This window comes from Nocardia vaccinii NBRC 15922 (assembly GCF_001613305.1).
GTDB classification, from domain to species: domain Bacteria; phylum Actinomycetota; class Actinomycetes; order Mycobacteriales; family Mycobacteriaceae; genus Nocardia; species Nocardia vaccinii.
Genome location: NZ_BDCC01000064.1, coordinates 1 through 13,770, shown reverse-complemented (window position 1 = coordinate 13,770; position 13,770 = coordinate 1). Strand labels below are relative to the sequence as shown.

General features: G+C 67.5%; 12 protein-coding genes. 8 read left to right on the top strand and 4 right to left on the bottom strand.

The window, feature by feature from the left end:
* Nucleotides 1-87: 87 nt before the first annotated feature.
* On the bottom strand, nt 88-1,308 hold the full coding sequence (locus tag NV1_RS33290; protein WP_067900717.1) for an Rv3212 family protein: 1,221 nt from the start codon (nt 1,306-1,308) through the stop codon (nt 88-90).
* A 414-nt stretch (nt 1,309-1,722) separates the two neighbouring features.
* Nucleotides 1,723-3,462 carry a DEAD/DEAH box helicase gene (locus NV1_RS33285; RefSeq protein ID WP_067900903.1) on the bottom strand — a complete coding sequence of 580 codons (1,740 nt, stop codon included), beginning with the start codon at nt 3,460-3,462 and terminating at the stop codon, nt 1,723-1,725.
* 449 nt (nt 3,463-3,911) lie between these two features.
* Between NV1_RS33285 and NV1_RS33280 the strand changes: the two genes are divergently transcribed.
* The 3 genes from NV1_RS33280 (at nt 3,912) to NV1_RS33270 (ending at nt 6,142) form a co-directional block, all read left to right on the top strand.
* Complete coding sequence (locus tag NV1_RS33280) at nt 3,912-4,973, top strand: polyhydroxyalkanoate synthase family protein (RefSeq protein WP_067900899.1); 1,062 nt, start codon at nt 3,912-3,914, stop codon at nt 4,971-4,973.
* 74 nt (nt 4,974-5,047) lie between these two features.
* Complete coding sequence (locus NV1_RS33275) at nt 5,048-5,746, top strand: ferritin-like fold-containing protein (protein ID WP_067900714.1); 699 nt, start codon at nt 5,048-5,050, stop codon at nt 5,744-5,746.
* A 168-nt stretch (nt 5,747-5,914) separates the two neighbouring features.
* On the top strand, nt 5,915-6,142 hold the full coding sequence (locus NV1_RS33270; protein WP_067900709.1) for a DUF3107 domain-containing protein: 228 nt from the start codon (nt 5,915-5,917) through the stop codon (nt 6,140-6,142).
* Between the two features lie 95 nt (nt 6,143-6,237).
* Here the strand turns inward: NV1_RS33270 and fasR are convergent, their stop codons facing one another.
* On the bottom strand, nt 6,238-6,897 hold the full coding sequence (gene fasR / locus NV1_RS33265) for an HTH-type transcriptional activator FasR (protein ID WP_067900707.1): 660 nt from the start codon (nt 6,895-6,897) through the stop codon (nt 6,238-6,240).
* 314 nt (nt 6,898-7,211) lie between these two features.
* Between fasR and NV1_RS33260 the strand changes: the two genes are divergently transcribed.
* From NV1_RS33260 to NV1_RS33250, 3 genes are all read left to right on the top strand, one after another.
* Complete coding sequence (locus NV1_RS33260) at nt 7,212-8,246, top strand: DUF3152 domain-containing protein (protein WP_157117535.1); 1,035 nt, start codon at nt 7,212-7,214, stop codon at nt 8,244-8,246.
* 88 nt (nt 8,247-8,334) lie between these two features.
* Entirely contained in the window at nt 8,335-9,519 is a 1,185-nt protein-coding gene (gene moeZ, locus NV1_RS33255; RefSeq protein WP_067900704.1) for an adenylyltransferase/sulfurtransferase MoeZ, read from the top strand.
* 376 nt (nt 9,520-9,895) lie between these two features.
* On the top strand, nt 9,896-10,747 hold the full coding sequence (locus NV1_RS33250) for a TIGR02569 family protein (RefSeq protein WP_067900699.1): 852 nt from the start codon (nt 9,896-9,898) through the stop codon (nt 10,745-10,747).
* 110 nt (nt 10,748-10,857) lie between these two features.
* Here NV1_RS33250 and NV1_RS33245 read toward each other — a convergent pair whose 3' ends face one another.
* Nucleotides 10,858-11,526: a FadR/GntR family transcriptional regulator gene (locus NV1_RS33245; protein WP_067900696.1), complete on the bottom strand. Its 669-nt coding sequence runs from the start codon at nt 11,524-11,526 to the stop codon at nt 10,858-10,860.
* Between the two features lie 119 nt (nt 11,527-11,645).
* Between NV1_RS33245 and NV1_RS33240 the strand changes: the two genes are divergently transcribed.
* Both NV1_RS33240 and NV1_RS33235 read left to right on the top strand, forming a co-directional pair.
* The gene (locus tag NV1_RS33240; protein ID WP_067900894.1) at nt 11,646-12,935 is read left to right on the top strand and encodes an MFS transporter; all 1,290 of its coding nucleotides are present in this window, start codon (nt 11,646-11,648) and stop codon (nt 12,933-12,935) included.
* A 237-nt stretch (nt 12,936-13,172) separates the two neighbouring features.
* A partial coding sequence (locus tag NV1_RS33235) for an FAD-dependent oxidoreductase (protein ID WP_169813470.1) occupies nt 13,173-13,770 on the top strand: 598 nt, incomplete at its 3' end.

The following is a 13,770-nucleotide window of genomic DNA, read 5'->3' as shown; positions in this document are numbered from 1 at the left end:
GGTTTCGGCTGCCATCGTGACGACTTGCCGAGCCCGTGCACGCGAATTCTCACCGACCGCGGATGAGGCCCTGCGTGCGCCTCGTTGCTACGGGCCGATACCGTAGATGCGGCCGCCGCGCTGTTCCAGGAGAGTGTTCCCGACAACGGCGAGAGAGATGGGGTCGTTGTGGTAGTTGCTGCGCTGCAAGGGGATTCGAGTAATTTCCGCGCCGGTTTCGGGGTCGAGCGCGGCGATCGCGCCGTCGACCGGGATGAGGATCCGACCGGCCATGAGAACGGGGGAGCCGAGCGCGTCCGGAGCGGTCCAGAGTGGGTCGAATGTGCTGGCGTTCAACGCGATCACGCTGTTGCCGGAGAAGACCAGGTAGGCCGAGCCGATACGGGTGGTGGCAGTGTCCGGCGGGAGGGGGGCGTTCAGGCGCTCGACCGACAGCAGGTTCGCGGTGCCGTCGAAAATCGCCAATTCCGGTGCGGTGGTGCCGGTTCCGGGCAGATACAGCAGAATTCGGTTGTCCGACACCGCGAGCACGCGCGCGCCGTCCACATTCGCGCCGGGCTCGGTCAGCACGTGTGAGCCGTACTCCTCGGGCACGGTGCTGTCCTTGGGAGCCGGATTGAGCACACTCAGCCGGTCCGCGCCATCGCCGGGGCAGTGTTCGAGCACCGCCAGACGGCTGCTGCTGGAGACCGAGGACAGCAGGGTGCAACCCGGGCGCGGCTGGGTCTTGATGTTCACCGGCGCGTCCACGTAGCCGTATTCGAGAGTGCGCACCAGATCCGAACGCCACATCTCGAGCCGGTCCGAACCCTGGGCGAGAAAATAGGTGCCGTCCGCGGTCAACGTGATCGCGTGGTCCATATAACTGCTGCGCGCGGTGCGCCGGGCGCCGGTGTCGGCCGAGAGCATCGTGGTCTGGCTGCAGCCGCGCTGATCGCGATAGGTGCCCACGACCGTGCCGTACTGCGCCTCCACACCGCACAGCGGCATATCGCGCTGGTATTTCCACACCTGCTTACCGGTCACCGGGTCGTATCCGGTGACGGTGCCGCCGTCACCGGCCACTGCCACGCCGGACGCGGTCAGTGCCCGCAGTGCGGCCCCGTCGGGCGCGTGCCACAACTCGTGCAGGGATTGCGGCAACTGGTCGGCGGCGGCGGGCTGTTCGGCGGCATGGGCGGCGGGCTCGGAAATCGTGCCGCGCGCATCGCTGATCCACCACACGACGACTATCGCGATCACCACTACGATGGCGATCGCGACTGCGGCAAGGAGATCGGCGCGCGTCCGCCGCTCGGGTGCGAGCACGTCAGCGAGCGTAGTCGATCCGCCGCACTCGCCCGATGGTGACGTCGCGGCGCGCGGCGCGACTACCGGATTCTCTTTCGGCGACTACGCATTTCGGCCGGGCTGATCGTCGGCATGCGGTGACGGCGCAGGTCGTGCGGCGACGGTCCGTGCCATACGGCATGTGCGGTGTGCGGCTGCGTCGTGCGGCGACGGTATGCGTATGGCTGAGGTGAAGAATGCGTGCGGCTGACGTGAGAACATGCCCGCAGACGGTTTCGGTGGTGCCGCGAAGATGTGCGGCCGCGCGGTGGCGGTCCGGACCCGTGCGCGGGTGCGGTGCCCGGACGGCCGGTGGGTATCGCTACGACCGAGGGGTCCCGTACCTGTCTGGCAGGTACGGGACCCCTCGGCCGGTCGGTATCGCTACGACGCTCAGGCCGTCACGGAGATCGGCGCGTCGACGGCCTCGGCGGAGTCCGCGTTGGCGGTCCTGCGGCGGCGGCGACGGCGGCGGGCCGGTTTATCGGCCTGATCGTCCGATTCGGCCGCCGGTTCGTCGGCGGAGCCGGTCGGCTCCGCCGGTGTGCCCTGCGCCTCGTCATCGGTAGCGGCGCTGGAACCGGGGGACCGGCGGCGACGGCGACGCGCGGGCTGCGCGGTGCCGTCCGACTCGGTCGAATCCTGTGCTTCCGCAGCGGAATCAGCGGACTCGTCACCGGCTTCGGTTGCCACCTCGGCACTTTCGATGCCGTCGACCGGCTGACCGCCTCGGGTGCGGCGACGGTTGCGCTTGCGCGGGCTGCGCGGGGCGCGCTCGACCACGACGGCATCCTCGTCGCGTTCCACCTTGCGGCGCAACGTACCTGTCACATCCTCCGGGATGTCCAGGTCCGAAAACAGGTGCGAGGACCGAGAATACGTCTCGACCGGTTCCGGAATCCCCAGTCCCAGTGCGGAATCGATGGCGGACCAGCGCTTCAGCTCGTCCCAGTCCACCAGGGTGACCGCGACGCCGGTGCGGCCCGCGCGACCGGTGCGGCCGATACGGTGCACGTAGGTCTTCTCGTCCTCGGGGCACTGGTAGTTGACGACGTGGGTGACATCGTCGATATCGATACCGCGGGCGGCGACGTCGGTGGCGACCAGTACGTCGATCCTGCCCTTGCGGAACTTGTCCAGGGCCTTCTCGCGCTGCACCTGCCCCAGATCGCCGTGCACCGCGCCGACGGCGAATCCGCGCTCGGCCAGATCGTCCGAGACCTTCTGCGCGGTCCGCTTGGTGCGGGTGAAGATCATGGTCGCGCCGCGTCCGGAGGCCTGCAGTATGCGGGCCACCAACTCGCTCTTGTCCAGCGCGTGCGCCCGGTAGACGAACTGGGCGGTGCGGTCGTGCACCGCCGAATCGTGCGGCTCCTCGGCTCGGATATGAGTCGGCTTGTGCAGGAACGTGCGCGCCAGGGTGATGATCGGGCCCGGCATGGTCGCCGAGAACAGCATCGTCTGACGCTTGTCCGGCACCATGTTCAGAATGCGCTCGATATCGGGCAGGAAGCCCAGGTCGAGCATTTCGTCGGCCTCGTCGAGCACCAGCACGCCGACCTTGCCCAGGATCAGATGCTGCTGTTCGGCCAGATCCAGCAGGCGGCCCGGCGTGCCGACGACCACGTCGACCCCCGCGCGCAGCGCTGCGATCTGGGTTTCGTAGGGTCGGCCGCCGTAGATCGAGGTGACCTTCAGCGGGCCCTGGTGATTGGTCAGATATTTACTCGCGTTTTCCAGGTCCTTGGTGACCTGGATGCACAATTCCCGCGTCGGCACGATGACCAGTGCGCGCGGTGTGCCGTCCAGGGCGGTGGTGCCCGAATCGCCGCTGGAAATTCGGTGCAGCAGCGGCACGCCGAATCCGAAGGTCTTACCCATACCGGTGCGCGCCTGGCCGATCAGGTCTTCACCGGCCAGTGCGAGCGGCAGGGTGAGTTCCTGGATGGCGAAAGTACGTTCGATTCCGATCTCGGCGAGTGCGCGGACGATTTCCTCGCGAACTGCCAATTCGGTGAATGTCGGGGCGATGTGTGTGGGGTCGAGCTCTGCTGTCAGCAGGTTATCGCTCAACCCGGGTTCCTGTTCCACGGTGATCTTGCTCAGGTTCTTGCCTTCCTCGCGGTATCGCATCTCGCGCGCACGAGGTGTGGGGCGGACCCGGTGGTCCGCGACGACCACAAATCCGGCGGTGTGTCCCACCTCGGCCGCTGCGGGATACCGGTGGCGGCATCAACCTGGCGCGGCGCATCGGTGTTGCGGATCTGGTGCGCGCACATTTTCCATTGGGCTGCGGTACTTCTGCTCGGTCACGTGTGATGTCGCGAGCCGAAATTTCCGTTACCCACGCCGATTGTAGCGTGATATCTTCCGCCGCTCGGGATGTGCCGTGGTAAATACGTGCTCGGGTCGGCGTGGAGTTCGCCGGATATATTGTCCAATCACGTGGCGTGCGGTGTGGCACAGCGAAATTCACGAATCCTGTCGAATTGCCGTACCGTCGCCTTGATCGAACTCCGGTCCCGGGAGAGTGGCCTATCCCACATATGTGTGACACCGTGTCACACGATATCTTGAAGCCTGTGAGTTTGGCAGACACCGTGACCCTCGCCGCGCGCAACGCCTGGGCGCTGACCCTCGGCGACGGGATCGAGCAGCCCGCCCCGACGCCGTACACGGTGCTGTGGGACCAGGCGCACCGACGGCTGCAGCGCTTCGAGCGCATCGGCGAAACGGGCGCGGCGGACGTGAGTTCCGCGGTGCTGCTCGTTCCGCCGCTGGCCGCCCCGGCCAACTGCTTCGACCTGCGGCCCGATCAGAGCCTGGCGCGCTTTCTGCTCGACTGTGGGCATCGGCCGTACCTGGTCGACTACGGCGAGATCACCTTCGCCGACCGGCGGATGGGATTCGAGGACTGGATCGACGACATCCTGCCCGAGGCGATCCGGCGGGTGTCCGCGGATCGTGACGGTGCGCCGGTGGATCTCGTGGGTTGGTCGCTGGGCGGTGTGCTCGCGCTGCTCACCGCGGCCGCCGACGTGGCCCTGCCGATCCGTTCGATCACCGCGATCGGCGCGCCGCTGGACTACGACCGAGTGCCGTTCGTGCCGCAGGTGCGCGCGGTGGCCCGGTTGACCGGCGGGATCGGTGCGTCCACACTCGTCCGGCTGGCGGGCGGCGTCCCCGCGCCGCTGACCCGGCTGGCCTACCGCGCGACGTCCTGGGAGCGCGAGCTGCGGCGGCCGATGTTCGTCGCCACGCACCTCACCGATGCCGCCACGCTCGGGCGGATGGAGACCATCGATCGCTTCCAGGCCGACATGCCGGGCTATCCGGGACGGCTCTACAACCAGCTGTGGGGCCGCTGCATGCTGGCCAACGACCTCGGCAGAGGTGAATTCCGGCTCGGCCGGCGCCGTATCGCGCTGTCCGAGGTGACCGCGCCGGTGCTGCTGGTGGGCGGCCCCGACGACGTGATCACCCCGGCCGCGGCCGTCGAACACGGCACTCGAACCCTCACCGGCGCCACGGAGGTCCGCTTCGAGACCGCGCCGGGCAGCCATCTCGGCATTCTCGCCGGTCCGGCGGCGCGCACCTCGACATGGATGTACTTGGAGAAGTTCCTCGTGGACGCCGCATCGTGAGCGGTGGGGCACGACACCGTGAAATCGCGGTGACCTGGTCACGATTGCGCCGATCGCGATACTAGGGTGTAGGTATGGGAGTAAACCCGTCTGCCGCGCTGGATGATTCGACCGAATCCACTGTTCGCATTCCCGCCGATCACCCCGGCGTCACCGACCTGTTCGCCGTGCTCGCCTACGGCGAGATCTCGGCGTTCTACCGGCTGGCCGAGGAGGCGAAGCTGTCGCCCTCGCTGCGGGGCAAGGTGTCCGTCGCGACGATGGCGGCCGCCGAGATGGGCCATTTCGAGACGTTGAACCAGGCCCTGGCCGATCGCGGAGTCGAGGTGTTCGACGCGATGGCGCCGTTCGTGCGTGCGCTGGACGCCTATCACAATTCGACCGACCCTTCGACGTGGCTCGAGTCGATGGTGAAGTTCTACGTCGGCGACGGTATCGCCGCGGACTTCTACACCGTGCTGGCCACCGCGCTGGCCCCGGAGGTCGCCGCGGTCGTGCGCGATGTGCTGGCCGAGACGGACCATTCGCAGTTCGTCGTGGAGGAGGTCCGCCGCGCGGTCGCCGAGAGCCGTTCCGAGCGCGACCGGCTGATGCTGTGGGGTCGCCGGCTGCTCGGCGAGGCGATCACCCAGGCGCAGTGGGTGATGGCCCAGCGCGACGAGCTGACCGAACTGGTTCTCGCAGCCACCGGTGATCTCAACGGCGTTGCCGCGCTGTTCGAGCACATGCAGAACTCCCACGCAGAGCGCATGCGCGTGCTTGGTCTAGGATGAAATCCCAGCGTAACAACTGATTTCGCACGTACATCGGTAACTCACCGGGGTACGTCCACAAGGTAACCTGGCACCCGACCGTCGGCCCGAAGCGGGCGCCTGTCCGCGCTCAACGGCACACTGAAGGCTCGGAGAGGCGGGGGAGCCAAAAACTCGAGGAGGTTGGCCGTGGAGGTCAAGATCGGTATCTCGGATAGCCCGCGTGAGCTCGTGATCAGCAGCTCGCAGACCCCGGAAGAGGTCGAGGCGCTGGTCTCCGATGCGCTTACCGGCAAGGGCGGCGTGGTATCGCTGACCGACGAGAAGGGCCGCAAATACCTGATCCAGGCGGCCAAGGTGGCCTACGTGGAGATCGGCACCTCCGGCACCGGCCGCGTGGGCTTCGCCGCGGTCTGAGTATCACGAAATTCGGGCCCCGGCGATTTCGCCGGGGCCCGATTCGTATCGCGCTCCCAGTTACCCGACGACCCGCTGAAGTCGCGGAGAGGCGGTCACTGGCGGGTCGGCACGTGCTTGAGACCACCCCAGCACAGCGAGACGGTGGTGTCGACGGCCTCTTCCTTGGGGATGGGGCGGTCGGCCTCGAGCCAGTAGCGGGCGGTGATCTGACTGGCGCCGACCAGGCCGACGGCCAGGATGCGGGCGCGGTACGGGTCGAGGCCGGAGTCGTGTGCGACCAGGTCGAACACCGCGTCCACGCACGCCTCGGTGGCCTGCTCGACCCGGCGCTGCACCTGCGGCTCACTGGTCAGATCGGATTCGAAGACCAGGCGGAAGCCCTGGGTGTCGTGGTCGACGAAGTCGAAGTAGGCGGCGACCGCCGCGCGCACGCGCTGCTTGTTGTCGGTAGTGGAGCGCAGCGCCTGGCGCACACTCGACACCAGCGCGTCGATGTAGTTCTGCAGCACTGCCAGATACAGCTCTAGCTTGCTCGAGAAGTGCTGGTAGAGAACGGGTTTGGAGACACCCGCGCATTGGGAGATCTCGTCCATGCCCGCCGCGTGATATCCGCGTAGCACGAAGACCTCGCTCGCCGCCGCGAGTAGTTGCGCCCGGCGGGCGTCGCGGGGCAGGCGAGTTCCACGCTTGTTCGGCACCATGGTCTCGGACGACAGTCGAGACGACGTCATCCGGTCCACGAGGTCTGTCATTTCGGCATCTCCCAATCGATTCCCGGCGGAAAAGGTGTGCACGGGTATCCCCCGAACGATACTCGCTCCACATGTCCCGCGCTGAGCTCGGGCCAACTCGGAGCTCGGTACGCGCAGCCGATCCCGGTAGCTATTGGCAACTTGTCAGTAAATGGTCTTCGTAAGCAATCTCGCACAGTGGTGAGATATCTCGCAACCGATCCGCTGTTCCCGGTACTGCACAGCGCGCGTCGCGGTTGTGAGAGTCTGATGTCGTGACCGACCAACAGGACGGATCATTCGACGGCAGTGCCGAGCGGGGTCGTGTCGGCACGGTGGGGCCCGATCCGGATATCGCGGACGATGCGGATATTTCCGGCGTGGACCGTGATCGGCAACCATTGCGGGCGCGGTGGGATCCGACGAATTCTCCGGATCACAATTCCCGGCAACGGGAGGCCGACGGGATATCGGACGCCGTGTCCCGGTCCGCTCGCGCGAACGGCAAACGCGCCGCCGCGCGCCGCTTCGTCTGCACCTACGGCTGGCGTGCCTACGCACTGCCGGTGCTGATCGTGGTGACGGTTCTGGTCGTGGTGAACGCGGTGCGCGACAGCGGGAGCTCCGGTGGGGCCGGACTGCCCGGAGTCGGGCGGCTGAGTCCGCGATCGGACCGGGGCGGCATCATCGGCGTTCCGCCCAAGGGCGACGGGAAATTCGCCGCCGATCTGCCGACCGGTGCGTTGCCCGCCGGAGGCCGGTTCACCGAGGCGGGGTCGGGCGCCTGGCATATCGTGTCCGGCACATCGGCGAAGGTGGGCGCGGCCCAGGGACATCTGTTCACCTACACCGTCGAGATCGAGGACGGGGTGGACACCGCCGGTTACGGCGGCGACGAATCGGTGGCGCACATGGTCGACGCGACGCTGGGCAATCCGAAGAGCTGGATTCACGACGCCCGCTTCGGATTCCGCCGGATCGATTCGGGCGAACCGGATTTCCGCATCTCCGTGACCTCGCGCAAGACCACCGAGGCCGACTGCGGATTCGACATCCCGATAGATTCGTCCTGCTTCAACAGCGATCTGGGCCGTGTGATCCTCTCGGAGGTGCGCTGGGTGCGCGGCGCACCGGCGTTCGACGGCGATATCGGCTCGTACCGGCAGTACCAGATCAATCACGAGGTCGGCCACGCCATCGGCTATCACGAACATCAGCCCTGTGCCGTCGACGGCGGTCTCGCCCCGGTGATGATGCAGCAGACCTTCGGTACCCGCAACGACGACATCGCCGCCCTCGACCCGCAGGGAGTCGTCCCCAAGGACGGCAAGACGTGCCGCTTCAATCCCTGGCCGTACCCCCGCGGGTGAGCCTGTACGGTGATCGCGGGGAAGAATGACCCGATTCGCGGTGTTGCACCCTTGCGACACTGCGAATTCGATGCGAGGAGTCCAGGACGTGTCATCACCGAAGCCCCTGCCGCCGCTGGTCGAGCCGACCGGTGAGCTGAGCCGGGAGGAGGTTGCCCGCTACAGCCGCCACCTGATCATTCCGGATCTGGGTGTGGACGGGCAGAAACGGCTGCGCAACGCCAAGGTGCTGGTGATCGGTGCGGGCGGGCTGGGTTCCCCGGCGCTGCTCTATCTGGCCGCCGCGGGGGTCGGCACATTGGGCATAGTGGAATTCGACGAGGTGGATTCGTCGAATCTGCAGCGGCAGATCATTCATGGTGAATCCGATATCGGCCGCAGCAAGGCCGACAGCGCCCGCGATTCGATTCTGGAGATCAATTCCGGAATCAACGTGGTGCTGCACAAGTTCCGGCTCGACAACGACAATGCGGTCGAGCTGTTCTCCGAATACGACCTGATCGTCGACGGCACCGACAATTTCGCCACCCGCTACCTCGTCAACGACGCGGCGGTGCTGGCCGGTAAGCCGTACGTGTGGGGTTCGATCTACCGGTTCGAGGGTCAGGTGTCGGTGTTCTGGGAGGACGCTCCCGACGGGCGCGGCATCAACTACCGCGACCTGTACCCCGAGGCCCCGCCGCCGGGCATGGTCCCCTCCTGCGCCGAGGGCGGCGTGCTGGGTGTGCTGTGCGCGTCGATCGGCTCGATCATGGTCACCGAGGCCGTCAAGCTGATCACCGGTATCGGCGATCCGCTGCTGGGCCGGCTCATGGTGTACGACGCACTGGATATGAACTACCGGACCATCAAACTGCGTCGCGATCCCGAGCGTCAGCCGATCACCGAGCTGATCGACTACGACGCGTTCTGTGGTGTGGTGTCCGAGGAGGGCCAGGCGGCGGCCGCGGGCTCGACGATCACCGCACACGAGCTCAAGGACATGCTCGACGCCGGTAAGGACGTCGCCATCGTGGACGTGCGCGAGCCCGTCGAGTGGGACATCGTCCGGATCGAGGGCGCGCAGCTGATTCCCAAGGACCGCATCCTGTCCGGTGAGGCGCTGTCCGAGCTGCCGCAGAACCGCCCGATCGTCCTGCACTGCAAGACCGGTATCCGGTCGGCCGAGGCCCTGGCCGCCCTGAAACAGGCCGGATTCGCCGACGCCACCCACCTACAGGGCGGAATCATCGCCTGGGCCAAGCAGATCGATCCTTCCCTGCCGGTCTACTAGGTTCCGCGCCCTCCCTCGATGTCGAGGTCGGGGCGTTCCAGTGTTGGCATCCGGCCGGGTGTGCGAGTAGGTCGCAGGACTTGCGCGCGTACCCGTGTGCTCACCCGCCTCGCCGCCACTTCGGCGAGCCGTCCGAGGGTCCGGAGATCCGCACTTCGGACCGAGGGTTGGGACCGTACCCGGGTTGCGGTCCCGATCGTCGAATTCCGACGTCCTTGTGAGATCAGTTGTCCAGTCGGCAAGAGGATGGGTTTCCGGTGGCGCGAGTTGGCGGCTGGGTGTCGGCAGATCTGTGGTTCTGCCTGGGAGATCTCTACGCGGAAACTGCCCGGCGCGGCGCGCTGGGTGGTTCATCCGGCGGGAGTACGGTACGGCCGTGACTTCTGTGGAACCTCCCGAGCATGTGCGGGCCACATTCGGTCTTCGCGAGGTGACGCCGATCGCGTTGGGGGACTGGGACGGCGGCTGGCGGTGCGGGGATGTGGTGCTGTCACCGATCGCCGATCACGCCCGCGCCGCGTGGTCGGCGAACGTGCGCGAGACGTTGTCGGTGGACGGGCTGCGCCTGGCGCATCCGGTCCGCGCGACCGATGGACGGTACGTCGTATCCGGTTGGCGCGCGGACACATTCCTCGAGGGCACCCCCGAGCCTCGGCACGACGAGGTGGTATCGGTATCGCTGCGGCTGCACCGGGCCACCGCCAAGCTCGAACGTCCGAGGTTCCTGGCCCAACAGCCGATCGCACCGTGGATGGATGTGGACGTCTTCGTCGCCGCCGACCGGGCCGCCTGGGAAGCGGTGCCGCTGCGCAGTCTCAAGGCCGGCGGTATGGCGCCGGTGACCTCACCGGACGGGCAACGCAGCCTCGAAATCCTGACCCAGCTGTCCACCCTGCGCAAACCGGTGCAGTCGCCGGCGCAGCTCGTGCACGGCGACCTGTTCGGCACGGTGCTGTTCTCCGGTACAGCAACCCCGGGCCTGACCGATATCACCCCCTACTGGCGGCCCGCGTCCTGGGCGGCCGGAGTGATCGTGGTCGACGCGTTGTCGTGGGGCGGTGCGGACGAGGGCCTACTGCATCGGTGGGCGGATCTGCCGGAATGGCCGCAGATGATGTTGCGCGCGGTCATGTTCCGGCTCGCCGTGCACGCCCTGCACCCGCGCTCGACACCCGAGGCGTTCCCCGGGCTGGCCCACACCGCGGATATGGTCCGGCTACTGCTCTGAACTCGCACCCGGCCACATCGGCGGGAGCCGTGTCGTCGATGAATATCGTTGCGACACAACATGAGTCGTGTATGCCACCCCAGCTGCCGGGGTACCGCGAGCGCGGACCGTCAGCGACCCGGATACTCGGCGATGAGCGAGCCGAGAAAGCAGTTGGCCGCTCGCGCCGCGCGTTCGGAGTCGCCCGCGATCACCGCGTTCACCAACTCGGCGTGTTCGGTGTGATAGGAACCGCCGGATTTGGATGTGCGGGAACGGATTCCCTGTTCCATCACCGGTAGCAGCGAATCGTAGAACTCGAGGTAGACCGCGTTGTGGCTGGCGACCACGATGCCGCGATGCAGTTGGACATCGGCGTGGATGGCGCCGGGATCGTCGTCGTCCCAAGCCTTCCGGCGTTCGTCGAGCAGATGCCGCAGGGTGGCGATGTCGTTGTCGTCGCGGCGTTGTGCGGCCAGGCGCGCGGCCTGGGTGTCCAGGGCCTGGCGCAGCTCGAGGATGTCGCGTTCCACTGCGTCGGCGAAGTACTTCGCCAGGGTGCCGCCGAGATCGGAGATCGCGATCACATAGGTGCCGGATCCCTGCCGGCGCTCCAGCATTCCGGCGTGCACCAGCGCCTGCACCGCCTCGCGCACGGTGTTGCGACCGGTGCCGGTGAGTTCGGTCAACTCCGGCTCGGTGGGGATGCGGGAACCGACGGGCCACCGGCCGGACCGAATCTCGGCACGAAGCTGGTCGGTGACCTGAGCGATGAGGCTGGTGCGCCGGACGTGTTGCACGCACAACAGCGTACCCCCGGGATATTCCGTTGCCTCCCATCATCCGGTCATCCTATGATTTATCCGTGTCTTCGACCGCTCGCCTCGACCGCCTGTCCACCGCATCACCGGATGCGGACGTGCGCGCCGGCGCCGACCGTCAGCGTTCCCTGCTGCAAGGGCGGCTGCTGGTCTTCGCCGCGATCATCGTCTCGGCGTTCACTCTGCGCCTGGCGGTCACGGCGTTCACCCCGCTGGCCGAGCGGATCGGCGCGGATGTCGGTTATTCGGCGACCGTCGTCGGCGTCTTCGGCATGATCCCGACCGTGATGTTCGCCGCCGCCGGCGTGCTCACCCCGCTTCTGGTGCGGCGGCTCGGGCTCGAGCGCACGGCGCTGCTGGCCATGCTGGCGGCCGCGATCGGGCAGGTGGTGCGCGCGCTGGTTCCGGCGACCTGGGAGCTGCTGGTGTTCTCGGCGCTGGCGCTGGTCGGCATGGGTATCGGCAACGTCGTCGTGCCGCCGCTGGTGAAACGGTATTTCGCCGACCGCCTCGCGACGCTCAGCGCGCTCTACATCACGATGGTGCAGTTGGGTACCGTGCTGCCCGCACTGATCGCGGTGCCGCTCGCCGACGCCGACGGTTGGCGCGTCTCGCTGGGCGTGTGGGCGTTGCTTCCCCTGGTCGCGGCGTTGCCGTGGCTGTGGGTGCTGCTCGATCGCCGTGGTCGCGATGTCGCTGTGCGCCCGGCGGGCCCGGAGACGGCAGCGGAGCGTTACCACGTAGGGCCCTCGGAAGCACGGCCGGTCAACGCTGCCCGGACCGCCCTGCCCGACCGGGCGGCGGCGGGCAAAGCGTGGAAGTCGCCGGTGGCGTGGGGGATGGCCGGAATGTTCGGCATGACCTCGCTGACCACCTATGCCATGTTCACCTGGCTGCCGAAGATCTTCACCGAGGCCGGGGCGAGTCCGGCCTTCGGCGGCACCATGGTCGCGGTGTTCTCCTTCATCGGGCTGGGTGCGGCGCTGGCCGCACCGAGTGTGACCGCTCGGGTGCGCAATCCGTTCCCGATCGTGATCGGTTGTGCCATCTGCTATTTCGTGGCGTTCGAGGGTTTGCTGTGGGCGCCGATGAGCGCGCCGGTGCTGTGGGTGCTGCTGCTCGGGCTCGGGCCCAGCACGTTCCCGATGTCGCTGACGTTGATCAATCTGCGCAGTCGCACCCAGGCCGGTTCGGCGGCGTTGTCCGGATTCAGCCAGGGCGTCGGATATACCGCCGCCTGCGTGGGGCCGCTGTTGTTCGGCGTCCTGCACACCGTGACCGGCGGCTGGACCGTGCCGTTCGCCCTGCTGGACGTGGCGGTGCTGGTGATGCTGGCCGGCGCCTGGCAGGCGTGCAGGCCGCGGATGCTCGAGGACACCTGGAGCTGATCGGGCCGGTTGCGCCGGCGGGGCACATGCGTTTCGATGACGCTGTGGCCGGGAACACCTCGGCCCGAACGCATTCGCGGCGGCACGCCCGGTAAGCAGGGCGCGGGCCGGTATCTCACGGGATGATCGCCACGCACGTGAGCAACCGTTGATTTGACGGTCATTTCGCGCAGCATCGCCGCAATACCCGTTTCCTACCGTGGGGTCATCCGGAATTCAGGAGGTTCCCCCGTGAGCATGCCGCGCATCTCTGCCCAGCGCACCGTTGTGGTCGTCGGCCATGGCATGGTCGGCCACCGCTTCGTCGAGGCGCTGCGGTCGCGTGATACCGAGAACCGGTGGCAGATCGTCGTGCTGAGCGAGGAGTCGCGTGCCGCGTACGATCGCGTGGCCCTGTCCTCCTACGTGGGCGTATGGGATCCGGCGGCACTGGCGTTGCCCGGTAACGAGTACGCCGGTGACGAGCAGGTGGATCTGCGGCTGGGCGTGCGTGCCGAGTCGATCGATCGCGGCGCGGGCAAGGTCTTCACCTCCGACGGCGATGCCATCGCCTACGACGCGGTGGTGCTGGCGACCGGCTCGTACGCCTTCGTCCCGCCGGTGCCGGGACACGATCGGCCGGAATGTTTCGTGTATCGCACCATCGAGGATCTCGACGGCATCCGGGCGGCGGCGCAGGGGGCCGGGCCGGGGGCCGTCGGTGTCGTGGTCGGCGGCGGCCTGCTGGGCCTCGAGGCGGCCAACGCGCTGCGTCTGATGGGTGTGACCCCGCATGTGGTCGAGTTCGCGCCTCGGCTGATGCCGGTGCAGGTCGATCAGGGTGGTGGCGCGATCC

What these genes read in the sequence shown, in the direction of transcription:
- NV1_RS33285 (WP_067900903.1), bottom strand. Translation starts at nt 3,462, where the DNA reads ATGCGATACCGCGAGGAAGGCAAGAACCTGAGCAAGATCACCGTGGAA.
- fasR (WP_067900707.1), bottom strand. Translation starts at nt 6,897, where the DNA reads ATGACAGACCTCGTGGACCGGATGACGTCGTCTCGACTGTCGTCCGAG.
- NV1_RS33275 (WP_067900714.1), top strand. Translation starts at nt 5,048, where the DNA reads ATGGGAGTAAACCCGTCTGCCGCGCTGGATGATTCGACCGAATCCACT.